The 23440-nt window shown below is 73.0% G+C and carries 21 protein-coding genes; 12 read left to right on the top strand and 9 right to left on the bottom strand.

Annotated features, from left to right (window positions below; genetic code table 11):
* The first annotated feature begins 67 nt into the window (after window positions 1–67).
* From ACYP53_RS04795 to ACYP53_RS04770, 6 genes are all read left to right on the top strand, one after another.
* Complete coding sequence (locus ACYP53_RS04795) at window positions 68–1690, top strand: peptide ABC transporter substrate-binding protein (RefSeq protein WP_189915573.1); 1623 nt, start codon at window positions 68–70, stop codon at window positions 1688–1690.
* Between the two features lie 110 nt (window positions 1691–1800).
* Window positions 1801–2727: an ABC transporter permease gene (locus ACYP53_RS04790; protein ID WP_189915574.1), complete on the top strand. Its 927-nt coding sequence runs from the start codon at window positions 1801–1803 to the stop codon at window positions 2725–2727.
* A gap of 76 nt (window positions 2728–2803) precedes the next feature.
* Window positions 2804–3718, top strand: coding sequence for an ABC transporter permease (locus ACYP53_RS04785; RefSeq protein WP_229928543.1), 915 nt, complete (start codon window positions 2804–2806; stop codon window positions 3716–3718).
* Window positions 3719–3734: 16 nt separating this feature from the next.
* The gene (locus ACYP53_RS04780; protein WP_229928508.1) at window positions 3735–4787 is read left to right on the top strand and encodes an ABC transporter ATP-binding protein; all 1053 of its coding nucleotides are present in this window, start codon (window positions 3735–3737) and stop codon (window positions 4785–4787) included.
* Window positions 4777–5937: an ABC transporter ATP-binding protein gene (locus ACYP53_RS04775; protein ID WP_459646701.1), complete on the top strand. Its 1161-nt coding sequence runs from the start codon at window positions 4777–4779 to the stop codon at window positions 5935–5937. Before ACYP53_RS04780 ends, ACYP53_RS04775 begins: the two co-directional genes overlap by 11 nt.
* 165 nt (window positions 5938–6102) lie before the next feature.
* Complete coding sequence (locus ACYP53_RS04770; RefSeq protein ID WP_459646700.1) at window positions 6103–7152, top strand: ABC transporter ATP-binding protein; 1050 nt, start codon at window positions 6103–6105, stop codon at window positions 7150–7152.
* 42 nt (window positions 7153–7194) lie between these two features.
* Here ACYP53_RS04770 and ACYP53_RS04765 read toward each other — a convergent pair whose 3' ends face one another.
* The 5 genes from ACYP53_RS04765 to ACYP53_RS04745 form a co-directional block, all read right to left on the bottom strand.
* A complete protein-coding gene (locus ACYP53_RS04765; RefSeq protein ID WP_459646699.1) occupies window positions 7195–8916 on the bottom strand; it encodes an ABC transporter family substrate-binding protein in 1722 nt (573 codons plus the stop codon).
* A gap of 122 nt (window positions 8917–9038) precedes the next feature.
* The gene (locus tag ACYP53_RS04760) at window positions 9039–11420 is read right to left on the bottom strand and encodes a peptidoglycan binding domain-containing protein (protein ID WP_459646698.1); all 2382 of its coding nucleotides are present in this window, start codon (window positions 11418–11420) and stop codon (window positions 9039–9041) included.
* Window positions 11421–11663: 243 nt separating this feature from the next.
* A complete protein-coding gene (locus ACYP53_RS04755) occupies window positions 11664–12122 on the bottom strand; it encodes a DUF6113 family protein (protein WP_229928510.1) in 459 nt (152 codons plus the stop codon).
* Window positions 12119–13027: an N-acetyl-1-D-myo-inositol-2-amino-2-deoxy-alpha-D-glucopyranoside deacetylase gene (gene mshB, locus ACYP53_RS04750; protein WP_459646697.1), complete on the bottom strand. Its 909-nt coding sequence runs from the start codon at window positions 13025–13027 to the stop codon at window positions 12119–12121. Before mshB ends, ACYP53_RS04755 begins: the two co-directional genes overlap by 4 nt.
* Before the next feature lie 31 nt (window positions 13028–13058).
* On the bottom strand, window positions 13059–13253 hold the full coding sequence (locus ACYP53_RS04745) for a DUF2304 family protein (RefSeq protein WP_030062563.1): 195 nt from the start codon (window positions 13251–13253) through the stop codon (window positions 13059–13061).
* Between the two features lie 311 nt (window positions 13254–13564).
* On the opposite strand from ACYP53_RS04745, the gene ACYP53_RS04740 reads away from it, so the two are divergent.
* The 5 genes from ACYP53_RS04740 to ACYP53_RS04720 all read left to right on the top strand — a co-directional run bounded on the left by ACYP53_RS04740 (window position 13565) and on the right by ACYP53_RS04720 (window position 19290).
* Entirely contained in the window at window positions 13565–15718 is a 2154-nt protein-coding gene (locus tag ACYP53_RS04740; RefSeq protein ID WP_459646696.1) for a S9 family peptidase, read from the top strand.
* Between the two features lie 181 nt (window positions 15719–15899).
* The gene (locus ACYP53_RS04735) at window positions 15900–16859 is read left to right on the top strand and encodes an ABC transporter ATP-binding protein (RefSeq protein ID WP_189915582.1); all 960 of its coding nucleotides are present in this window, start codon (window positions 15900–15902) and stop codon (window positions 16857–16859) included.
* Window positions 16856–17578: an ABC transporter permease gene (locus tag ACYP53_RS04730; protein ID WP_459646695.1), complete on the top strand. Its 723-nt coding sequence runs from the start codon at window positions 16856–16858 to the stop codon at window positions 17576–17578. The genes ACYP53_RS04735 and ACYP53_RS04730 overlap by 4 nt, the downstream gene beginning before the upstream one ends.
* Before the next feature lie 8 nt (window positions 17579–17586).
* Window positions 17587–18861 carry a sensor histidine kinase gene (locus ACYP53_RS04725; protein WP_189915584.1) on the top strand — a complete coding sequence of 425 codons (1275 nt, stop codon included), beginning with the start codon at window positions 17587–17589 and terminating at the stop codon, window positions 18859–18861.
* Between the two features lie 78 nt (window positions 18862–18939).
* Window positions 18940–19290, top strand: a complete 351-nt coding sequence (locus ACYP53_RS04720) for a hypothetical protein (RefSeq protein ID WP_189915585.1) — start codon at window positions 18940–18942, stop codon at window positions 19288–19290.
* A 7-nt stretch (window positions 19291–19297) separates the two neighbouring features.
* Here ACYP53_RS04720 and ACYP53_RS04715 read toward each other — a convergent pair whose 3' ends face one another.
* Entirely contained in the window at window positions 19298–19783 is a 486-nt protein-coding gene (locus tag ACYP53_RS04715; RefSeq protein ID WP_189915586.1) for a GNAT family N-acetyltransferase, read from the bottom strand.
* A complete protein-coding gene (locus ACYP53_RS04710; protein WP_459646694.1) occupies window positions 19777–20730 on the bottom strand; it encodes a MerR family transcriptional regulator in 954 nt (317 codons plus the stop codon). Before ACYP53_RS04710 ends, ACYP53_RS04715 begins: the two co-directional genes overlap by 7 nt.
* Before the next feature lie 64 nt (window positions 20731–20794).
* On the opposite strand from ACYP53_RS04710, the gene ACYP53_RS04705 reads away from it, so the two are divergent.
* Complete coding sequence (locus ACYP53_RS04705; RefSeq protein ID WP_459646693.1) at window positions 20795–21424, top strand: response regulator; 630 nt, start codon at window positions 20795–20797, stop codon at window positions 21422–21424.
* Between the two features lie 46 nt (window positions 21425–21470).
* Here ACYP53_RS04705 and ACYP53_RS04700 read toward each other — a convergent pair whose 3' ends face one another.
* Window positions 21471–22379, bottom strand: coding sequence for a transglutaminase family protein (locus ACYP53_RS04700; RefSeq protein WP_459646692.1), 909 nt, complete (start codon window positions 22377–22379; stop codon window positions 21471–21473).
* Between the two features lie 37 nt (window positions 22380–22416).
* Window positions 22417–23430 (bottom strand): GNAT family N-acetyltransferase, encoded by a 1014-nt coding sequence (locus tag ACYP53_RS04695; protein ID WP_189915590.1) that lies wholly within the window; start codon window positions 23428–23430, stop codon window positions 22417–22419.
* Window positions 23431–23440 lie beyond the last annotated feature (10 nt).

Here is a 23440-nt window from a genome sequence, read left to right as displayed (position 1 = left end):
TCGCGCCGTCGCCGGGGCGCGCTTCTCATGGGGTGTGATGCGACACACACCTTGAGGAGGGACCTCCATGCCCGTAGCCGCCCGCGCTCGTTGGGTCCTCGCCGTTGCGACGTCCGTGGCCCTGGTGGCCACCGGGTGCAGCAGCAGCGGCGGAGGAGGCAGCAGCTCGTCGGACGCCAGCAAGACCTTCAGCTACCAGAGCAGCGAGCCGCAGAACGCGCTGCAGCCCGCCAACGCGAACGAGGTCGGCGGTGGTCGCATCATCCAGAACCTCTTCAAGGGGCTGGTCGACTACGACCCCACCAACGCCAAGATCCGGATGCAGGTCGCCGACAAGATCGAGACCAGCGACTCGCAGACCTTCGCCATCACGCTGAAGGACGGCTGGAAGTTCCACGACGGTACCCCGGTGCACGCCAAGAACTTCGTCGACGCCTGGAACTGGGGCGCCAACCCCGCGAGCAACCAGATCAACAGCTCCTGGTTCTCCGACATCGAGGGCTACCAGGACATCCACCCGGCCACCGGCAAGCCGACCGTCGACAAGATGTCCGGCCTGACCGTCACCGACGACCTGCACTTCACCGTGAAGCTGAGCCACAAGGTCTCGTACTTCGAGTACAAGCTCGGCTACATCGCCTTCTCACCGCTGCCGGACGGCTTCTTCAAGGACCCGGCCGGGTACGGGCAGAAGCCGGTGGGCAACGGCGCCTACCAGTTCGTCAGCTGGGCGCACAACAGCCAGGTGGTCACCAAGGCCTTCCCGGACTACCAGGGCGTGGACAAGCCGAAGAACGGCGGCATCGTCTTCAAGATGTACACCACGGCCGAGGCCGCCTACGCGGACCTGCAGTCCAGCAACCTGGACGTGATGGACCAGGTGCCGCCGTCCGCGCTGGCGACGTACAAGAACGACCTCGGCGACCGGGCGGTGGACGCCCCGCAGGGCGCCATCCAGAACATCGGCTTCACGCTCTACCAGGCCGACTGGGCCGCGCCGGACAAGGCCAAGGTGCGCCAGGGCCTGTCGATGGCGATCGACCGCGACGTCATCACCAAGACGGTGCTGCAGGGCTCCCGCAAGCCGGCCACCGCCTGGGTGGCCGAGGGCGTCGAGGGCTACAAGGACGGCGCCTGCGGGGACTTCTGCAAGTTCGACCCGGCCAAGGCCAAGCAGCTGATCCAGGACGGCGGCGGCGTCCCCGGCAACAAGCTGCTGATCACCTACAACGCGGACGGCGGCCACAAGGAGTGGGTCGACGCGGTCTGCAACTCGATCCGGCAGAGCACCGGCGTCGACTGCCTGGGTGACCCGAAGCCCGACTTCAAGACCGCGCGGGCGGCGATCACCGGGCACCAGATCAACGGCGCCTTCCGCACCGGCTGGGTGCAGGACTACCCGCTGAACGCCAACTTCCTGTCGGACGTCTACCGCACCGGCGCCGCCTCCAACGACTTCGGCTACAGCAGTCCGCAGTTCGACGAGGCCGCCACCAAGGCCGACGAGGCCCCCAGCGTCGCCGACACGGTGACCGGCTACCAGCAGGCCGAGGCCGTGCTGCCGAGCGGCATGCCGGCGATCCCGCTCTGGTACTACCGCACCAACTCGGGCTACTCCTCCAAGGTGCAGAACGTGAAGTTCGACTCCTTCGGCAACCCGGCCTGGACCCAGGTCGAGGTCAAGGGCTGATCCCCGGGCCCTGATCCCCAGCGCCGGCCCCGCCCTCCCCGCACGGAGGGCGGGGCGCGGTCTCCCGGCCGGCCGGCCCGGCCGGTCGGGCACCTAGGAAGGAGGCTCGGATGGGCAGTTACGTGCTGCGGCGGGTGCTGCAGATGATCCCGGTGTTCTTCGGCACCACGCTGCTGATCTTCGTGATGGTCTACTCGCTGCCCGGTGACCCGGTGACGGCGCTGTTCGGCGACAAGGCCGCGGACCCGGCCGTGGTGGCCAGCATCAAGCACACGTACTACCTGGACCAGCCGATCTGGAAGCAGTACCTGCACTACATGGGGAACCTCTTCCAGGGGGACTTCGGCACCAGCTTCACCGGCCGCCCGGTCTCCGACATCATGGCGGACGCCTTCCCGGTGACCATCCGGCTCGCGCTGATGGCGTTCGTCTTCGAGATGGTCCTGGGCCTGGCCCTCGGCGTGCTCTCCGGGCTCAAGCGCGGCAGCATCGCGGACACCCTGGTGCTGATCCTGACCCTCGTGGTGATCTCGATCCCGGTCTTCGTGCTCGCCTACATCGCCCAGACGGTGTTCGCCACCAACCTCGGCTGGGTCACCCCGACCGTGCAGGACAGCTACGACCTCACCCAGCTCGTCCTGCCGGCCACCGTCCTGGGCTCGCTCTCGCTCGCGTACGTCGCCCGGCTCACCCGGACGTCCATCGGCGAGAACCTGCGGGCCGACTACATCCGCACCGCGGTCGCCAAGGGGCTGCCCCGGCGGACCATCATCTCCCGTCACCTGCTGCGCAACTCGCTGATCCCGGTGGTCACCTTCCTCGGGACCGACCTGGGCGCGCTGATGGGCGGGGCGATCGTCACCGAGGGCATCTTCAACGTACAGGGGATCGGCAACGTCCTGTACCGGGCGATCAACCAGAAGGAAGGCCCGACCGTGGTCGGCATCGTGACCGTCCTGGTGATCGTCTACCTGGTCGCCAGCCTGCTCGTAGACCTGCTCTACGCGGTCCTGGACCCGAGGATCCGCTATGCCTGACATCCACGACGAGGACTCGTACGAACCGCACCCCAAGCCGGGCGTCTCGCACCTCGACTACGCGGGCGAGCAGGGCATGGCGGTCGAGCAGGAGACCCTGGTCGAACGCGACCCGGTGAAGCGGGAGGAGGCCCGCAGCCTCTGGGGCGACGCCTGGCGCGACCTGCGCGGGCGGCCGATCTTCCTGATCTCCGCGGTGCTGATCCTGCTGCTGGTCGTGATGGCGATCTTCCCCTGGGCCTTCACCGACACCGACCCGCGCAAGGCCGACCTGGTCAACGACTACCTCAGGCGGCCGAACTGGGGCGACGTGTTCGGGGGCGGCTGGTTCGGCTACGACGCCCAGGGCCGGTCCATCTACGCCCGGGTGATCTACGGCGCCCGGGCCTCGATCACCGTCGGCATCTTCGTGACCGCCGCGGTGACCGTGCTCGGCGGGCTGACCGGGATGGTCGCCGGGTACTTCGGCGGCGCCGTGGACGCGGTGGTCTCCCGGATCACCGACATCTTCTTCGGCATCCCGCTGCTGCTCGGCGCCCTGGTGCTGCTGAACGCCTTCGCCACCCGCACGGTGTGGAGCGTGGTCATCGCGCTCGGCGTGCTCGGCTGGACCCAGATCGCCCGCGTGATGCGGGGTGCGGTGCTGACCGTCAAGCAGGCCGACTTCGTGGTGGCGGGCCGGGCACTCGGCGCCGGCACGGGCCGGCTGATGTTCCGGCACATCCTGCCGAACGCTATCGCCCCGGTGATCGTGGTGGCGACCATCGCGCTCGGCGGTTACATCGCCACCGAGGCGACGCTGAGCTTCCTCGGCATCGGCTTGCAGGACCCGACCATCTCCTGGGGCATCGACATCTCCTCCGCCCAGAAGGTGATCCGGACGGCGCCCTATGTGCTGTTCTTCCCGGCCGCGGCACTCTCCGTCACCGTGCTGGCCTTCATCATGCTGGGCGACGCGGTACGCGACGCCCTCGACCCGAAGCTTCGCTGAGCGAGGGGAGCGCAACGTGAACACAGCGGTGGACACCGCCAAGCGGGAGCGGGAGGCGCCGTACGAGGGGCCGCTGCTCGACGTGCGGGACCTGCACGTCGAGTTCGTCACCCGGGACGGCGTGGCCAAGGCCGTGAACGGCGTCGACTACTCGGTGTCGGCGGGCGAGACGCTCGCCGTGCTGGGGGAGTCCGGCTCCGGCAAGTCGGTGACGGCCCAGGCGATCATGGGCATCCTGGACATGCCGCCGGCCCGGATCCCGCGCGGCGAGATCCGCTTCCGGGGCCGGGACATGCTCACGATGGGCAAGGAGGAGCGCCGGAAGATCCGCGGCCAGAAGATCGCGATGATCTTCCAGGACGCGCTCTCCGCCCTCAATCCGGTGCTCAGCGTGGGCTACCAGCTGGGCGAGATGTTCCGGGCCCACCGGGGGGTCTCCCGGGCGGAGGCCCGGGAGAAGGCCGTCGAGCTGATGGAGCGGGTGCGCATCCCGGCGGCCAAGCAGCGGGTGAACGACTACCCGCACCAGTTCTCCGGCGGCATGCGCCAGCGCATCATGATCGCGATGGCGCTGGCCCTGGAACCGGACCTGATCATCGCGGACGAGCCCACCACCGCCCTGGACGTCACCGTCCAGGCCCAGGTGATGGACCTGCTCGCCGAGCTGCAGGCCGAGTACAACATGGGGCTCATCCTGATCACCCATGACCTCGGCGTGGTCGCCGACGTCGCGGACAAGATCGCGGTGATGTACGCGGGCCGGATCGTGGAGACCGCCCCGGTGCACGAGCTGTACGCGCGCCCGGCCCACCCGTACACCCGGGGCCTGCTGGACTCGATCCCCCGCCTGGACCAGAAGGGCCAGGAGCTCTACGCGATCAAGGGCCTGCCGCCCAACCTGCTGCGGATCCCCCCGGGCTGCGCCTTCAACCCGCGCTGCCCGCGCGCGCAGGACGTCTGCCGGGCCGAGGTGCCGGACCTGTTCCCGGTCACCGAGGAGGACGGGACGCCGCTGGAGGGACGCGGCAGCGCCTGCTTCTTCTGGAAGGAGACCCTCCATGACCGCTAACGGGGCCAGCGCACTGGGCGCGGCGGTGCCCGAGGAGGCCGCCTTCACGCAGGAGGTGCCGCGCGGCGAGCCGATCCTCGAAGTCCGGGACCTGATCAAGCACTTCCCGCTGACCCAGGGCGTCCTGTTCAAGAAGCGGGTCGGCGCGGTCAAGGCGGTCGACGGGGTCAGCTTCGACCTGATGCAGGGTGAGACGCTCGGCATCGTCGGCGAGTCCGGCTGCGGGAAGTCCACGCTGGCCAAGGTGCTGATGAACCTGGAGCCGGCCACCGGGGGCTCGGTCCGGTACAAGGGCGAGGAGATCTCCCGGCTGTCCGGCGCGGCGCTCAAGGCCGTCCGGCGCAACATCCAGATGGTGTTCCAGGACCCGTACACCTCGCTGAACCCGCGGATGACGGTCGGCGACATCATCGGCGAGCCGTACGAGATCCACCCCGAGGTGGCGCCCAAGGGCGACCGCCGCAAGGCCGTGCAGGACCTGCTGGACGTGGTCGGGCTCAACCCGGAGTACATCAACCGGTACCCGCACCAGTTCTCCGGCGGCCAGCGCCAGCGCATCGGCATCGCCCGCGGTCTCGCGCTCAAGCCCGAGATCATCATCTGCGACGAGCCGGTGTCGGCGCTGGACGTCTCGGTGCAGGCGCAGGTGATCAACCTGCTGGAGCAGCTGCAAGGCGAGTTCAACCTGTCGTACATGTTCATCGCCCACGACCTCTCCATCGTCCGGCACATCTCCGACCGGGTCGGCGTGATGTACCTCGGGAAGATGGTCGAAGTCGGCAGCGACGCGGAGATCTACGACCACGCCACCCACCCGTACACCCAGGCGCTGCTCTCCGCGGTGCCGGTGCCGGACCCGGCGGCGCGCGAGTCCCGCGACCGGATCGTGCTCACCGGGGACGTGCCCTCGCCGGCCAACCCGCCCTCCGGCTGCCGCTTCCGCACCCGCTGCTGGAAGGCGCAGCAGCGGTGCGAGGTGGAGGTGCCGCTGCTCGCCGCGCCGTCCTGGCTGGACGGGGCGGCCTCGCACGACTCGGCGTGTCACTTCGCGGCGGAGCGCGAGATCGGGCAGAGCGCGGCGGAGCGCGAGATCGGGCAGGCCGGGCAGAGCGGGCAGGCCGGGGAGAGCGGGCAGGGCGGTACGGAGTAGCCGGTCGGCGGTCTCCAGGGCGCGTCCCCGCGATGGGGGCGCGCCCTCGCCGTTCGTCCCGTGATGGAAAAGAGATCTCCTGCGGGCTCGCCAAGTCCGGCCCTGTCCTTGATAGTTGCTCTGCGCCCATCGATGGTCGCTGCTGTGCTGAGGAGGGCTGCTCACATGGACGCGGTGGAGGTGGTCGGCGGCGGACGGGAGAGCCTGGCGCCCGGGACGCCGTTGCTGGAGGTCGAGGACCTGCATGTGGAGTTCCACACCAGGGACGGCGTGGCGAAGGCCGTCAACGGGGTGAGCTACGCGGTGTCGGCGGGCGAGACGCTGGCGGTGCTGGGGGAGTCCGGCTCCGGCAAGTCGGTGACGGCGCAGGCGATCATGGGCATCCTGGACATGCCGCCGGGGCGGATCACCGCGGGGCGGGTGCTGTTCCGGGGCGAGGACCTGCTGACCATGAGCGCCAACGCCCGGCGGGCCGTCCGGGGCCGGCGGATCGCGATGATCTTCCAGGACGCGCTGTCCGCGCTCAACCCGGTGCTCAGCGTGGGCTACCAGCTGGGCGAGATGTTCCGGGTCCACCACGGGGTCACCCGCAAGGAGGCCCGGGAGAAGGCCGTCGAGCTGATGGAGCGGGTGCGCATCCCGGCGGCCAGGCAGCGGGTCGGCGACTTCCCGCACCAGTTCTCGGGCGGTATGCGCCAGCGCATCATGATCGCGATGGCGCTCTCGCTGGAGCCGGACCTGATCATCGCGGACGAGCCCACCACCGCCCTGGACGTGACGGTGCAGGCCCAGGTGATGGACCTGCTGGCCGAGCTGCAGGCCGAGTTCAACATGGGGCTGATCCTGATCACCCATGACCTCGGTGTGGTCGCGGACGTCGCGGACAAGATCGCGGTGATGTACGCGGGGCGGATCGTGGAGACCGCGCCGGTGCACGAGCTGTACGCGCGCCCGGCCCACCCGTACACCCGGGGCCTGCTGGACTCCATCCCGCGGCTGGACCAGAAGGGCCAGGACCTGCACGCGATCAAGGGGCTGCCGCCCAACCTGCTGCGGATCCCGGAGGGCTGCGCCTTCAACCCGCGCTGCGAGCGGGCGCGGGACCGCTGCCTGGCCGAACTGCCGTCGCTGGTACCGGTGGTGGGCGAGCACGGGGAGGAGCTGGTGGGCCGTCGCAGCGCCTGCCACTACTGGCACGAGACGCTGCACGGCTGAGCCCGCCCGGCGGTTTTCGCCGGCCGCCCCCGCCGGCGCCCGCTACTTCAGGAAGCCGACGTTCTCCCAGACGATGTCGGACAGGCCCTGCGCGCCGATGTTGGCGAGGTCGGCGCGGGCGCCGTACAGCTGCGGGCGCTGGTAGAGCGGCAGGACGCCGGCCACCTTCCAGAGCTCGCCGTCGGCCTGGTTGGTGGCCTCGGTGGCCGTGGCGGCGTCGCCCGCGGCGGCGGCCCGGTCGAGCGCGGCGTCGACCGCCGGGCTGCCCGCGCCGACGTGGTTGGTGCCGCCGTTCTGGACGAAGTTGGCGCGGTTGCCGCTGGCCGGAAAGGGCGTGCCGAGCAGCGAGTAGGCGGTGATGTCGAAGTCGTTGCGGTTGACGTACTTGTCGAAGAACTCGTTGACGGGGGCGGTCACCGTACTGACCTTGATCCCGACGTCCTTGAGCATCCTGGTGGTGTTCGCGGCCTCGTTCTGGGCCTGGGTGACACCGGCCGGGATGACCATGCGCAGGTTCAGCTCGTGGCCGTCCTTCCTGCGCACGTCGCCGTCGAGCTTCCAGCCGGCCGCGTCCAGCTTGCGGGCGGCCTCGGCGGGGTCGTAGCGGGCCAGGCCGAGGGAGTTGTCGCGGTAGCCGTTCTGGTTGGCGACCAGCAGGTGGTTGTTGAGCGGGACGGCCGGCCAGTCCAGGCCGTTGAGGTCGGAGCGGATGACGGTGTCCCGGTTGATCGCCTGGAACACGGCCTGGCGCACGGTCGCGTCGCTCAGCGCGGGGGTGCGGGCGTTCAGGGTGATCTGGCGGAAGTCCGGGCCGCCGGCCCGGCGCACCACGGCGCCCTTGGTGGTCCGGATGGTCTGGTAACCGGCCACGTCGGGGCCGTTGTTGACCAGGTCGAGCTGGCCCTTGGCGAAGGCGGCGGCCATCGCGTCGGGGAGCATCGCGCGGAAGACGATCCGGTCCAGCATCGGCTTGTCGCCCCACCACGCGGGGTCGGCGACCAGGGTGACGGTCTGCGCGGCGCGGTCCAGCTGCTCGACCTTGAACGGGCCGGCGGTGACCGGGATCGCGTCCAGGTAGGCGGTGTTGAACAGCTCCGGGGTGGCGATCCGGCCGGCCGGCAGCAGCGGGGCGTTGCCGGCGCCGTTGAACATCGACTGCCACTCGGAGAACGGCCGGTCGAAGGTCATCACGGCCTGGAAGTCGTCCTTGCCGCGTTCGACGGAGGAGACCTGCTCGAAGCCGGAGGTGCTGGACGCCTTGTAGGCCGGGTCCTTGCCGTTCAGGGCCCGCCAGTTGGCCTCGATGTCGCGCCAGGTGATCGGGGTGCCGTCGGACCAGTGCGCCTTCGGGTTGAGCGTCCAGGTGACCACCTGCTTGCCGTCCCTGAGGTCGGCGTGGGCCTCCTGCAGGTAGGCGGGGTTGACGGTCTGGGTGCCCGCCGCGTCCGAGCGGAAGAAGGTCGGCAGCAGCGGCTTGGTGACGGCGATGGTCGAGGACTCGCTGCCGTCGGTCTGGATCGGCGACCACTGGCGGGAGAACTGGGTGATCGCCAGGTTCAGGGTGCCGCCCTGGCGGAGCCGGCCGCGCTCCTGCGGGTTGGTGTCGACCGAGGTCAGCTTGGGCGTCACGGGGGAGGACGGCAGGCCGTCCGCGCCGTCGCCGCCGCCCTGCCCGGAGGCGCAGGAACAGAGCGCGAGCGAGAGGGTGAGGGCGGTGAGACCGGCGAGCAGGGCCGTCCCGTGGTGCTGGAGGCGGCGGCCCATCGGCGTGCTCCCGGAGGTGGATGTGACGGTAGGTGTGGCGTCACATCTTGCTGACCGGGGGGTGGAGTTGTCGAGGGGCGGGACCGGATGCGGCCCCGCCCCCCCCGACGGAAGGCGGTACGTCAGACGGCGAACTTGAAGGTGCGGTCCTTGTCGCCGGTCTTGTCGAAGACCGAGGCGATGCCGTCCGCGACGTCCTGCGGGGTGATCGCGACGAGCTGGCCGTTCTTCTTGAACTTCACCTTGTCGAACACGTTGCCCAGCTGGCCGGAGAGCGCGTCGAGGTCCCACTTGGGCACGATCTTGCCGGAGGCGTCCGGGACGAGCGTGAGCGCCTTGGCGGCGGTCTTGCCGCCGAAGTCCCAGGACTTGGCGCCGGCCACGACGTGCACCTTGCCGGCGGCCACCTGCTTGCCGAGGCTGTCGGCGGCGGCCTGCAGGGCCTGGGCCGAGACCTTCGGCTGGGCGGCCGTGACGGCGAGGGCGACCGGCTGGTCGGGCTTGCCGGCCGCACGGTCGCGGTAGGCCTGCTCGACCACGTCCAGGGCGCTCGCCGAGTCCACCGCCTGGCCGGCCCGGCCGGGGACGACGATCGGCTCGCCGTTGGGCTCGCCGAACTTGACGTAACCCTCCTGCAGGCCCTGGCCCGAGCCGGCCGCGAGCGAGTCGAGGGCGGCCTTCAGCTTGGCCCGGTCGACCTTGACCTCCGGCGCGACGGCCTTGGTGCCGCCCTGGAGCGACTTGATGACGTCGACCGGGTTGTAGCTGTGCTGGGCCAGGCCGTCCACGGTGGCGGTGGTGTCGAAGCCCAGCCCGGCGACCGTCGGGTCGAGGTCCACCGTCTGGTCGCCGATCTTCAGCTTGAGCGGCTGCTGGCCGGCCTTGCCGACCGACTCGTCCAGCGAGTGGATCGCCTGGTCACGGCTGTTGCCGCCGATGTCGGTGCCGAGCACCACGGTGCCCTTGGGCACGTCGGACTGGTTGAGCATCAGGCCGGTGCCGTACGCGGCGGCGCCGAGGAACAGCACCCCGCCGACGGCGTACACGGCCAGCTTGACGACCTTCTTGCCGCCGCCGCCCTTGGTCTTGGCCTTTCCCTTGCCCTTGGCCTTGCCGGACGCGGGCTCGGCCTTGGCGGGCGCCGGGGGAGGCGTCGGGGTGGGCACGCGCTGGGCGCCCTGTCCGGCCTCGGGCCCGGAGCCGGGGGCCGGCAGCGGGGTGACCGCGGTGGCCTCGGGGTCGGGGCCGGGCTGCTGGGGGCGGCCGGGCTGCGGGCCCGCGCCGGGGGCGCCCGGGAAGAGCCCGCCGGGGCCCGTCGGGGCGGTGGGGCCGTCCTGGCCGGGGCCGGCCGGGCGCTGGGTGGCGAACGGGTCGGCGCCGGTCGGCGCCGAGGCGAACAGGCCCGGCTGCGGACGGCCGTCGGCACCGTGCGGGGCGCCGTTGCGGGGCCGGCCGGATATTCCGGCGGGCGGCGGGGTGTTCTCGCGGATCGGCGCGAAGCCGTCGACGGAGGTGTCCTCCGGGTTCGGCTCGCCGCCCGGCCGGCCCTGCGGGAGCGGGCCGTTCGGGTGGCCGTTCGGCTGGAAGCCGTTCTGCGGGCCGTTCTGCTGCGGGCCGCCCTGACGGGGGCCGTTCTGCTGCGGCCGGTTCTGCCTCGCGCCGTTCTGCTGCGCGCCGTTCTGCTGGGGACGACCGCCGCGCGGGCCGCGGGTGCCGGCGTCGGGGCCCGGCGTCGGGGCCGGGGCGAACGGGTCGGCGACGGGCGCGAAGGGGTCGGCGGCCTCGTAGACGCCGGGCTCCTCGGTCGGGGCCTCGGCGCGGCGCGGCGCGGCGGGAGCCGCCTGGGCGCCCGGGTTGGGCGCCTTGCCCTGGGCGGGCACCGGGCGGCCGTTCGGGACGCCGTTGGCGCGGGCGGCGGCGCCGCCCTGACGGGCACCCTGCGGCCGGGGCTCGGCGGCGGCACCGGTCGCGGCCGGGGCGCTCGGGGCACCGGCCGGCACGGCGGCCGGGGCGGGCTCGGCGGCCTTCTTCTGCCGCGGCCGGAACCAGGCGCCGGTGGACTCGGACTCCGAGGTCGCCGGCGGGATCGCCGGGATCTCCCACTCCGGCGGCAGGTCGGGCGGGGTGGCCGTGCCGCCGCCGCCCTCCATCACGCCGAGGACCGGCGAGGCCGGCGCCGAACGGTGGCGCGGGTTGCCCTGCTCGGGGGTGGCGGACGGGGCCTCGTCGGCCGTGCCGTCCTCGTTCTTGACGGTGCTGCGGACGACGACCGGCGGGATCGGACGCGAGCCGGGGATGTTGATCCGGACCCGGGTGGTCAAGGTGGTCTCGGTCTTCGGACCGTCGTCCTCGCCGCCCGACGCGGCGCCCTGTCCGGCACCGGCCGCGGCCCGGTCGCCGCCGGGGAGCCCGGGCGTGCCGTAGGGCGGCGTGCCCGACGGGTAGGCGTCCGGACCCGTGCGCCGGGGCGTCGGGTGGGCGTTGTCAGATTCGCGGCTGCTCAATGCTGCTCTGCTCCGGGTTCGCGGGCGGGCCGTGAGGCGCGACCGCGGTTCGTGGTCGCCGGGCCCGGCTGGGGCGGGCGGCGGTCGGGTACGGCGTTCTGCGGGACCACCATACTGGGAAGAACTGAGCGGTGAACGGCTTCGGACAGATCCTGATACGTCCGGTTCCTCCGGTATGAGAGTAAGGCCGTGTGCTCCTGACTGCGCGTCGTGCGCGGTGCGGTACGGCGTGCTCCGACGGGGTCAGCGGGGCGGGCCGGGCACCCCGGGGAACCAGCTGGTCCGGGTGGGCAGGGTGGCGCAGATCACGCCCAGCACCGAGCCGCCGAACAGCCAGGCCAGCGAGGTGGCGTTGGACCACAGCACGTTGTCGCCCTCCGGCCGGGGCACGATCAGCAGCAGCATCGCCAGGAACCAGCCGGCCACGGGCATGCCCGCGCCGAGCCGGGTGCCGGTGACCCGCAGCCCGCCGTAGAAGGTGGCGCAGCTCGCGGCGAGTGCCAGCAGGACTCCCACGGGCGGCCACAGGGCCTGCACAAAGGATCCGCACACCGACACCGCGATGCCCAGCAGGAAGAACAGGACATACGCCGCGATCCGGGCGGCGCGCGGGGGTTGGGGCTCGGCCAGCCGCTCGTCGCGGGTGCCGAGGACGGTCGCCGGGATCGAACGGTGCGGTGGCCGGTCGGCGGTCTTGCTCATCGGGTGTCCTCCCCGGTGCTCGCGGCCGCGTCGTCGAGGCCGGCGAACAGGTCGTCCTCCGGCTCGCCGGGCCCGGCCTGGCCGTGCGCCAACTGGTAGTACTCGGTGGCGAGCAGCGGCTGGCCGAGGTCGTTGGAGAGCGCGAAGAAGGCGCCGTCCACGGTGATCTGGGTGGCGTGCGCGGCCATCGCGGCCGCCTTGCGCCCGGCGTATCGGGCGCCGTCCAGCACGGTGGTGACCACCTCGTCGGCGACCACGCCGGGGATGTCGGACGGCCGGGCGACGCCCGGGAAGGACGCCTTGGCGGCGGTCTCGGCGAGCCCGGCCTCGATCACCGAGCGGGGCATCCGGTTCCAGTACACCTTGGCGATCCGCCAGGCCGGGCCCAGCTCGGGGCGGTGCGCCGGGTCGGCGGCCAGCTCGTACGCGCGCACCGCGACCCGGTGCGCCTGGATGTGGTCCGGGTGGCCGTAGCCGCCGTCCTCGTCGTACGTGACCAGCACCTGCGGCCGCACCTCGCGGATCACCGCGACCAGGTGGCCGGCCGCCTCGTCCACGTCCGCCCGCCAGAAGCAGCCGGGCACGTCGTTGTCGGGCACGCCCATCATCCCGGAGTCGCGGTAGCGCCCCGGGCCGCCGAGGAAGCGGAAGTCGGTGACGCCCAGGGCGGCCATCGCCTCGGTGAGCTCGCCGATCCGGTACGCGCCGAGGGTGTCCTCCCGATCGGCCGTCAGATGGGCCAGCTCCGGGGGGATCACCTCGCCGCCCTCGCCGAGGGTGCAGGTCACCAGCGTGACCCGGGCGCCCTCGGCGGCGTACCGGGCCATGGTTGCGCCGTTGCCGATCGACTCGTCGTCGGGGTGCGCGTGCACCAGGAGGAGTCGGCGGCCGGTAGTCGCGGTCATGGGAGGAAGCCTAACCACCGGCCGGGTGACCCTAGAGCTTCAGGCCGTTGATCATCCCGGCGAGGTTGCTGGTGACCTGGCTGATCGACGGTGCGATCGAGCTGGACGCCAGGTAGAAGCCGAGCAGCGCGCAGACGATCGCGTGCGCCAGCTTCAGGCCGGAGCGGCGGATCAGCACCACCACGATGACCAGCATCAGCACGGCGGCGGAGATGTTCATGGCCATGTCGGCTCACACCCCTTCTCGGGCGCGCCGCCCCGGGAGGGCGGCGGTGGGACGGTGCGGGACTGGGGCTGCGGGTGGCCGGGGCCCGGGACGGGGCCGACGACCACCTGCCCGACAAGTCATACCCGATGGGTAAGGGGAGCATTACATTCAGTGAGTCCCGGCGTGCCGGGGTGCGGCGGCGCCCGCGGGGCGCCCGGGCCGGTCGGAGGCCGTTTGGGCCCCTTTGGGGCGCCCTCGGGGGTGATGCTCCGAACGAGTGATCACCAGCCTCCCGGCAGCGGCAGTTCGGCGTCGTAGGGTCTGGTGCCATGACCTCCCACACCCCTGCGGACACCTTCCCCCGGCAGTACGCGCGGACCCTGCGCTACACCGTCGGCGCGCCCCGCTCCTTCTCCGTCGCACCGGACGGCTCGCGGGTCGTCTTCCTCCGCTCGCGCTCCGGCAACGACCGGGCCAACCTGCTCTGGAGCCTCGACACGGCCACCGGCGAGGAGCGGATCGCCGCCGACCCGGCGGTCCTGCTCGGCGGCGGCGAGGAGGACCTCTCCCCGGCCGAGAAGGCCCGCCGGGAGCGCAGCCGCGAGAGCTCGGCCGGCATCGTCGGCTACGCCCTGGACGCGACCGGCGCGCTGGCCGCCTTCGCCCTCTCCGGCCGGCTCTTCACGGCCGACCTCGCCACCGGCGCCACCACCGAACTGCCCGCCCGCGGCCCGCTGCTGGACCCGCGCCCGGCGCCGGACGGCTCCTGCGTCGCGTACGCCAACACGGCCGGCGAGCTGCGGCTGACCCGGGCCGACGGCAGCGGCGACCGGGTGCTCGCCGAGCCGGACGGCCCGAACGTCACCTGGGGCCAGGCCGAGTTCATCGCCCAGGAGGAGATGGACCGCGCCCGCGGCTTCTGGTGGTCCCCGGAGAGCGACCGGCTGCTGGTCGAGCGCGCCGACGACAGCCCGGTGGGCCGCTGGTGGATCGCCGACCCGGCCAACCCGGACCGCGAGCCCGCCGAGATCGCCTACCCGGCGGCCGGCACCGCCAACGCCGAGGTCGGCCTCTGGGTGCTCGACCTGCACGGCGGGCGCACCGAGGTGGTCTGGGACCGCGCGGCCTTCCCCTACCTCGGCCGGGTGCACTGGTCGAAGGGCGGCGTGCCGCTGCTGCAGGTGCAGTCCCGCGACCAGCGCCGCCAGCGGATCCTCGGCCTGGACGTGACCACCGGCGCCACCGAGGTGCTGCACGAGGAGGAGGACGCGGCCTGGCTGGAGCTGTTCGGGGGCGTCCCGGCGTGGACCCCGGGCGGCGAGCTGGTGCGGATCAGCGACGAGGGAGGGGTGCGGGCGCTGGTCGTCGGCGACCGGACCGTCACCGGGGCCGACCTGCACGTCAGGTCCGTCGTCGCCGTCACCGAGGACGAGGTGTTCTTCAGCGCCTCCGGCGGCGCCGCCGAGACCGACCCCGAGCCCGGCTGGATCGCCGTCGGCCGGATCAGCCACGACGGCAAGCGGCTCGGCTGGGAGTCCGCCAACGGGCGGCCGTTCACCTCGGTGACCAGCGCCGTGCACGGCGGCGGGATCACCGTCCGGGCCACCGCCGAGCCCGACCTGCCCGGCACCCTGGTCCAGGTCGCCCGCGACCTGCCCGAGGGCCTGGTGGTCGACGACGTCGCGACCATCGCCTCCTACGCCGAGACCCCGGCCATCACCGCCCGTCCGGTCTTCCGCTTCGCCGGCGAGCGCCGCATCCCGGCCGCCGTCTTCCTGCCCACCGGCTACGACCGGGAGCGCGACGGCCTGCTGCCCGTCCTGATGGACCCGTACGGCGGCCCGCACGGGCAGCGCGTCGTCCAGGCGCACAACCCGCACCTCAACTCGCAGTGGTTCGCCGACCAGGGCTTCGCGGTGGTCGTCGCCGACGGGCGCGGCACCCCGGGGCGCGGGCCGGCCTGGGAGAAGTCGATCGCCTTCGACTTCGCCGGGGCCACCCTGGACGACCAGGTCGAGGCGCTGCGGGCGCTCGCCGGGGAGTTCCCGCTGGACCTCGGCCGGGTCGCCATCCGCGGCTGGTCGTACGGCGGCTACCTCTCCGCCCTGGCCGTGCTGCGCCGCCCGGACGTGTTCCACGCGGCGGTTTCCGGCGCGCCGGTGACCGACTGGGCGCTGTACGACACCCACTACACCGAGCGCTACCTGGGCGACCCGGCCGAGCGGCCCGAGGTGTACGCGGGCAACTCGCTCAGCGGGTACGCGGCCGGGCTGGAGCGCCCGCTGATGATCATCCACGGGCTGGCCGACGACAACGTGGTGGCCGCGCACACCCTGCGGCTCTCCTCGGCGCTGCTCGCCGCCGGGCGCCCGCACACCGTGCTGCCGCTGTCCGGCGTCACCCACATGACCCCGCAGGAGGAGGTCGCGGAGAACCTGCTGCTGCTCCAAGTCGACTTCGTGAAGCGCTCGCTGGGGCTGTAGGACCCTCCTGACCAGCACGTTCGGCGGCCGGTACCCGTGACCTCGGTACCGGCCGCCGGCATGACATCCGTCATGTCGAAGGCACGACGGCGGACACTGCCGCCGCGAACCGCCCGCGCGGGACCCTGAGGTGGTGCGAACAGCACCGGACGCGACAGCACCAGGGAAGAGGAGCCGGGCGATGGACACCGAGGTGGCCGCCTTCCGCGGCGTGGGAAAGAGCTACGGGCGGGTACGCGCCGTGGACGGACTGGACCTCGTGCTGCGGCCGGGCGAGACCGTCGCCCTGCTCGGCCCGAACGGCGCCGGCAAGTCCACCAGCCTGGACCTGCTGCTCGGGCTGCGCGAGCCCGACCAGGGCGGGGTGACGCTCTTCGGCGGCACCCCGCGGGCGGCGATCGAGGCCGGCCGGGTCGGCGCGATGCTGCAGAGCGGCGGGCTGATGTCCGACGTCAAGGTACGCGAGATCGTCCGGCTCGCCTGCGACGTGCACCCGCGCGGCCGGTCGGTCACCGAGGTGCTGGCCGACGCCGGGATCACCGAGCTCGCGGAGCGCCGGGTCGACAAGCTGTCCGGGGGCCAGGAGCAGCGGGTCCGCTTCGCCCTGGCGATCGCGGGCGACAACGACCTGATCGTGCTGGACGAGCCCACCACCGGCATGGACGTCAGCGTCCGGCAGTCGTTCTGGGCGAGCATGCGGGCGCAGGCCGACGCCGGGCGCACGGTGCTGTTCGCCACCCACTACCTGGAGGAGGCCGACTCGATCGCCGACCGCGTCCTGGTGCTGCACCGGGGCCGGCTGATCGCCGACGGCAGCTCCGCCGAGATCAAGGCCCGGGCCGGCGCCCGCCGGATCGCCTTCGAGCTCCACGACGGGGACCTCCCGGACACCGGGCGGTTCGACGAGGGCCTGCTGCGCACCCTGCCGGGCGTGCGGTCGCTGGACGTCACCGCGCGGGTCCCCGGGGTGCGGACGGTGCGGATCCGGACCTCGGACGCCGACGCGAGCGTCGCCGGGCTCTACCGGGCGGGCCTCTACCCGCGCGGGCTGGAGGTCACCGGCGTGGGCCTGGAGCAGGCCTTCCTGACCATCACCGGAGAGCTGGACCGGAACGACGCGGCCCTGGAGAGTGCGCGATGACCACCCTGATCACGCTGGAGATCCTGCGGACCCTCCGCAACCGGCGCTACCTGTTCTTCACCGTGGCCTACCCGGCGCTGATGTACGTCTTCTTCATCCACGCCTACGGGGCCGCCAACCAGGCGGGCGGGTTGCCGGTGAAGACGTACTTCATGGTCTCGATGGCCACCTTCGGCGCGGTCGGCGCGGTGCTGACCGGCAGTGCGCAGCGGATCTCGCTGGAGCGCAAGAGCGGCTGGACCCGGCAGCTGCGGCTGACCGCGCTGCCCGGCCGGGCCTACACCATGGGCAAGATCGCGGCGAGCGCGGTCACCACGCTGCCGGCGATCCTGGTGGTCTTCGCGGTCGGCGCGGCCCAGGGCGTCTCGCTCACCGCGGCGCAGTGGGCCGGGCTGGTCGTCGCGCTGTGGCTGGGCAGCTTCGTCTTCGCGGCGCTCGGGGTGGCGCTCGGGTACGCGGCGGCGCCGGACGCGGTGCAGCCGATCGTGATGATCGTCTACATGGCGATGGCGCTGCTCGGCGGTACCTGGTTCCCGGTGAGCGGCTCGCTGGAGAAGTTCGCCCGGCTCAACCCGGTGTACCTGTACAACCACCTGGCCACCTTCACCCGGCCCGGGCAGTCCCTGGACACCGTCGCGGTCGCCGGACTGGGCGCCTTCCTGGTGGTGTTCGTGGTCGCCGCCGCGGCCCTGTACCGCCGCGACACCCGGCAGGCATGATGATCGACATGAGTGACACGCGCCAGGTCCACGGCCCCGACGAACACCCGGACGCGGGCCCGGCGCGTGCCTCGTTCATGAACGTCCCCGGCTCCCCGGTGGAGACCAGGCGGCAGCTGCTGGTCAAGGTCACCTGGATGCTGCTCTGGATGATCTACCTGGCCTACCCGGTGAGCCGGCTGCTGAACGGCGTGCACAGCACGGGCGCCCTGGTGCTCGGCTGGAGCTGCCTGGCCTTCTTCGTGGCCGGCTACGTGCTGCTGGTGATCTTCCGCTCCACCGAGGGAATGCGGCCGCGCGCCTGTCAGGTGGTCGTCGCGATGATGGTGGTACTCGCGATCGCCTGCGCCTTCGTGCTCGGCGAAGCCTTCCTGACCCTGTTCATCTACACCTCGGTGTGCGTCGCGATCGTCACCCCGGCGCGGTACGCGCTGCGCGCCCTGGCCGGCATGGCCGCGCTGATCACCGCCGTCGGCCTGCTGATCCACGCGGGCATGGACAACATCGCCACCTTCGCGCTCAGCGGGTTCCTCTCCGGCGTCGCGATGACCGGCCTGCAGCGGCTGGTCGCCACCATGAGGGAGCTGCGCGAGGCCCGGGCCGCCGTCGCGCACCTGGCCGCCTCCGAGGAGCGGCTGCGGCTCGCCCGCGACCTGCACGACCTGCTCGGGCACTCGCTCTCGCTGATCACGCTGAAGAGCGAGCTGGCCGGGCGGTTCATGGACGCCGGCAAGGACGAGGCGGCGCGGGCGCAGGTCGCCGACATCGAGCAGGTCGCCCGGCAGTCGCTGATCGACGTCCGGGAGGCGGTGACCGGCTTCCGCCGCCCGACCCTGCCGGTCGAACTCGCCGCCGCCCGTACCGCCTTGGCCGCCGCACAGGTCCGGCTGGAGGCCGCGCCGGAGCTGGTGGACAGCTGGCCGGGGCTGGCCAACGAGGAGGCGGGCGCGCTGGCCTGGGCGCTGCGCGAGGCCGTCACCAACGTGGTCCGGCACGGCGAGGGCGCCACCGTCTGCACGGTCACGGCGGACGAGAGCTGGGAGGCGAGCGGTGAGCGCTACGCCGTGCTGGAGATCGTCGACGACGGGCAGGGGCCGGGCAAGTCCCAGCCGGGGAACGGGCTGTCCGGGCTGGACGAGCGGCTGGCGCTGGTCGGCGGACGGCTGGAGACCGGACCGGGGGAGCGCGGCAGGGGCTTCCGGGTCCGGGCCTCGGTGCCGCTGCGGACGGTCGCCGCCCCGGAGCCCGAGGCCGGCTCCTCGCCGAAGGCCGGGCCGCGGTGAACCGGTACGGGTGAACGCCGGGGCCGGCCGCCTCCCGTGAGGGGAACTCGTGGACCCGTACCGATCGTCGTTCGGGACATGCCCACTGTTCTCGTTCTCGGCTTCGACCCGCACACCATCCCCGGCATGGACGGCGACGGCATGCGGGCCGTCCTCGACGCCGAACTCGCCCGCTTCGCCGACCACGGCATCGACGCCGCGATGACCCTGCTGGCCCCCGACGACACCGCCGAGCCCGCCGTCGTGGCGGCGCTCTCCTCCCGCCCCTGGGACGTCGTCGTCATCGGCGGCGGCATCCGCAAGCCGGAGCCCGCCCTGGTGTTCTTCGAGCAGGTCGTCAACCTGGTCCGCCGGCACGCCCCCGGGGCCGCCATCGCCTTCAACAGCAGTGGCGCGGACAGCGTCGAGGCCGCCCGACGGCACCTCTGAACGGGCCCTACGGCACCAGGTCGCGGCGGTAGGCGAGGGCCGGGCGGTCGTCGAGCAGGAACTCGTGCCCGAACCGGAAGCCGTTGCGGGCCAGGACGGTCTGCGAGGCGGGGTTGTCCACGGTGGTGACCGCGGTCAGGGCGCGGAGCCCGTAGCCGTCGGCCGCGAGCCGGCAGACCTCCGCGACCGCGGCCGTGGCGATCCCGCGCCCGGCGGCGGACGCGGCGATCCGGTAGCCGACCTCGGCGGAGCCGTCGACGAGGTCGACCAGGTTGACCCGGCCGACGAGTTCTCCGTCCGCGTCCCGGACGACGTGGAACCGGCAGGTGCCCGCGGCCTGTTCGGCGAGCAGCGCGGCGTGGCGGGCGGGGAACTCGGCGAAGTAGGCGTCGCCGCGGTCCGGGACGCTGCGCGCGAAGTACGCGCGGTTGGCGCGCTCGAAGGCCAGCAGGGCCTCGGCGTGGTCGGGACGGAGGGGTTCCAGGCTCAGCATCCCGTCAGTCTGGCCCGCAGGGCCTCGGAGAACCACTCGAATACGTCCCGCAGGCCCTCCGGGACCGGCCAGCCGTTGACGGTCGCCAGCAGCTGCCAGTAGCGCTCGGCGCGCGGGTCGTCGGCCGCCCCGAGGCGGTCGAGCAGCCACCGCCGCAGCTCCTCGTCGTCCGGGCGCCCGAAGGTCTCGGCGTACGCGGCGGACAGGCGCGCGACGACCGGGTCGGCCCCGGGGGAGGCGGGGGCGATCCCGGCGGCCAGCGCGGCGCGGACCTCGGAGGTCACGGTCTCGGTCAGGGCGTGGTGCAGGCCCGTGCGGTCCCCGTCCGCCCGCTCCGCGGCCTGGTGCTCGGCCATCTTCCGCACGGCCGCGCGGAAGTCCCGGTCCTGGACGAGTTCGCCCAGCTCGACCCAGGCCTCGACCTGCTCCGGCCGCGGCTCGTCCGGCAGTTCGGGCATCGCCGAGCGCATCATGGCGACGAACTCGGGGTTGGCGTCCAGTCCGCCGAACACCTCGTCGATGAAGTCGTGGACGAGGCGCCGGCGTTCGGCGTCCGAGAGCTTGGCGAGCTTGTGCATGAGTCTCATCTCCTCAGGGGTGGAACCGCGTTGGGCGACGGCCAGCAGCACCGCCCGGCGCAGCCGCAGGGTGCGGATCTGCACCTCCAGCGCCTCGGCGTGCGCGGCGGCGACCTCGGGGAGCGGGGCCTCCCGCTCCAGCACCCGGCGGATCGCGGGCAGGTCGAGGCCGAGCTCGCGCAGGGTGCGCACCAGGTCGAGCCGGGCGAGTGCGCGGACGTCGTACAGCCGGTAGCCGGCCGGGGTGCGGCCGGTCGGCGGGACGAGGCCGGTGTCGGCGTAGAACCGGATGGTCTTGACCGTGAGCCCGGTGCGCCGGGCGAGGTCGCCGATCGAGTAGCGGATGCCGTCCGCGGGGCTGCCGTCCATGGGGACCACTGTGGACTCTCCCCTTACCGGAGACTCAAGCCCGTTGCCCTCTAAGGTCATGGCCATGAACGACACTGACAACGGGGCCCCGATCCGCGTGCTGCTGGCCGAGGATCAGGGGATGGTCCGGGAGGCGCTGGCCGCGCTGCTCGGGCTGGAGGGGGACATCGACGTCGTCGCGCAGGTCGGGCGGGGGGACGAGGTGGTGGCGGCGGTGCTGGCCAACGACGTGCGGGTCGCCGTGCTGGACATCGAGATGCCGGGGATGACGGGCATCGACGCGGCCGCCGAGCTGCGCCGGGCGGCGCCGGTCACCAAGGTGGTCATCGCGACGACCTTCGGCCGGCCCGGTTACCTGCGCCGGGCGATGGAGTCCGGCGCGGACGCCTTCCTGGTGAAGGACGCGCCCGCCTCCGAGCTGGCCGAGGCGATCCGCCGGGTGCTGCGCGGCGAGCGGGTGATCGACCCGGCGCTGGCGGCGGCCGCGCTGGCCGAGGGCGCCAACCCGCTGACCGCGCGCGAGCGGGACGTGCTGGGCGCGGCCGCCGACGGCGCGGTGAACGCGGACATCGCCGAGCGGCTGCACCTGTCCGAGGGGACGGTCCGCAACTACCTGTCGATGGCGATCCAGAAGACCGAGGCCCGCAACCGCACCGAGGCGGTCCGGATCGCCCGCGAGAAGGGCTGGCTGTAGCCGCCGCGCCCAGTCCGCCCAGTCCGTCCTGTCCGCCCAGTCGCGCTCAGTTGAGCCGGTGCCGGGCCGCCCGGGCCTCCTGCCGGACCTTGGCGGCCCCGTCCGGGTCGAAGGCGTCCAGGATCTGCGCGTAGGCGTCCATCTCCGCCGAGCCGCCGAGGAAGTCCCCGGTGCGGACGAGGAGTTCGGCCCGCTCCAGGCGGAGCTGGGCCGGGTGCCGGGGCAGCAGCAGGGCGAGTTCGGTGGCCCAGAGCTGGGTGCGGGCGTGCTCGGGGCGGTCGGCGGCCCAGGCGCGGATGTTGCCGAGCACCCGCAGGACGACGTCCAGCGGCTGCGCCGGGGTGAGCAGCGCGGGCGTGAAGTCGTGCCCGGAGGCGGCGACCAGGCGCTCGACGTCCCCGGGGTCGAGCAGCCGCCCGCCGTGGAACGGGTCGGCCAGTACGTAGTCCTCGCCGCCGGCCGGCCCGCCGACGGCGACGATGAAGTGGCCGGGCAGCGCGATGCCGTGGACGGTGAGCCCGGCCCGCTGCCCGACCGCCGTCCACACCAGCGAGAGCATGATCGGCAGCCCCCGGCGGCGCCGCAGCACCTCGGGCAGCAGCGAGGACTCCAGCCGCCGGTAGTCCGCCTGCCGCCCGTGGAAGCGCTCCCGCCCGCCGAGGACGGCCGCGAGCAGCGCGGCGGTCTCCTCCGGTCCGGCGGGCGCGCGCTCCGCGACGGCCACCCGGACGGCGGCCGCGTGCCGCTCCAGCGCGGCCTCGCAGGCGGCGAGCAGGGCGTCCGGGCTGGGGGGTTCGCCGGGGTCGTCGGGGTCGAGCGCCGGGCCGTGTTCGGCGGCGGCGAGCAGGCAGAGCAGCACCGGGTCGGGGTGCTCGGCGCGGGCGGCGGTCCGGAAGCGGTCTCTGCTCTGCTCGGTCACGGTGACGGCGACGGCTTTCGTACGGCGGGCGGACAAACGGGCAAGACGAACGGCAAGACGAACGGGCGGGCTGCTACCCCTGGGGAAGCAGGGCGTAGTGGTAAGTGTGACTGGTCGTGAAGCCGAGTCCGTCATAGAGCGCGATCGCCCCGGTGTTCTCCGCCTCGACCTGCAGGTAGCCGCCGCTCGCCCCCTCCTCGGCCGCCCGCGAGGCGAGCACCGCCATGACCGCCGTCGCCAGTCCGGCCCGCCGGGCGTGCGGCTGCACCTCTATGGCGCCGAAGCAGGCCCAGGGCCCCTCGATGACGCAGCGTCCGATGGCCAGCGGCGGCTGCCCGGGCGCTCCCGGCACGGTGGCGAACCAGACCGACGGCCCGCCGTGCAGGACCTGCCGGGCGGCCTCCTCGACCGCCGGATCCCCGCTCACCCGCCGGTACAGCGACAGCCAGGCCGCGTCGGCCGTCCGCGCCAGCCGTACCCGGTCGTGCCCGCGGCCGGTCCGGGCGAGCCCGGCCAGCGGGGCGGTGCGGACCAGTGTGGGCGCGTACCCGGCGCCCAGCCGGTCGAGTTCGGCGCGCAGCTCCTCCGGGGACCCGGGGGTGATCACCTCGACGTACGAGGGCAGTCCGCGCTCCGCGTACCAGGCGCGGACGGCCGCCAGCGCCCGCGGCAGCGGCATCCCCGGGTCCCCGAGGGCCTGGACGGAGTTGGCCCGCCGGGTGAACCCGGCCGAGGCGCGCAGCGTCCACTCGCCGAGCGGCTCCTGTTCGACGGCCGGCCAGCCGCGCCCCGCGATCCGCTGCAGTTCGACCGGCGAGGTGACCGGCAGCGGAGCGCGCCGGGCGGGAAACGGCGGCACGACCTTGCCTGCGACCAGCAGCTTCTCCGGCAAGAAGACCGGGTCCCCGGACCGGGGCACGACCGTCAACCCATGATCGTCCCACGATGTGAGCACGCCGATCGAATCCCGGAACACCGGCCGGTCGTCCACGAACTCGGAGAGGCGCCGGACGGACACGCGAAGTCCCACGTCAGAGCGGTCTATCCGGACCTCTGGACGGCCGTCCACCGGGTTGCCTGGCGTCATCTGGCCACCT

This window comes from Kitasatospora sp. Ki12, from assembly GCF_054601375.1.
The sequence above is the reverse complement of the archived record's forward strand: the minus strand, read 5'-3'. Positions and strand labels throughout refer to the sequence as shown.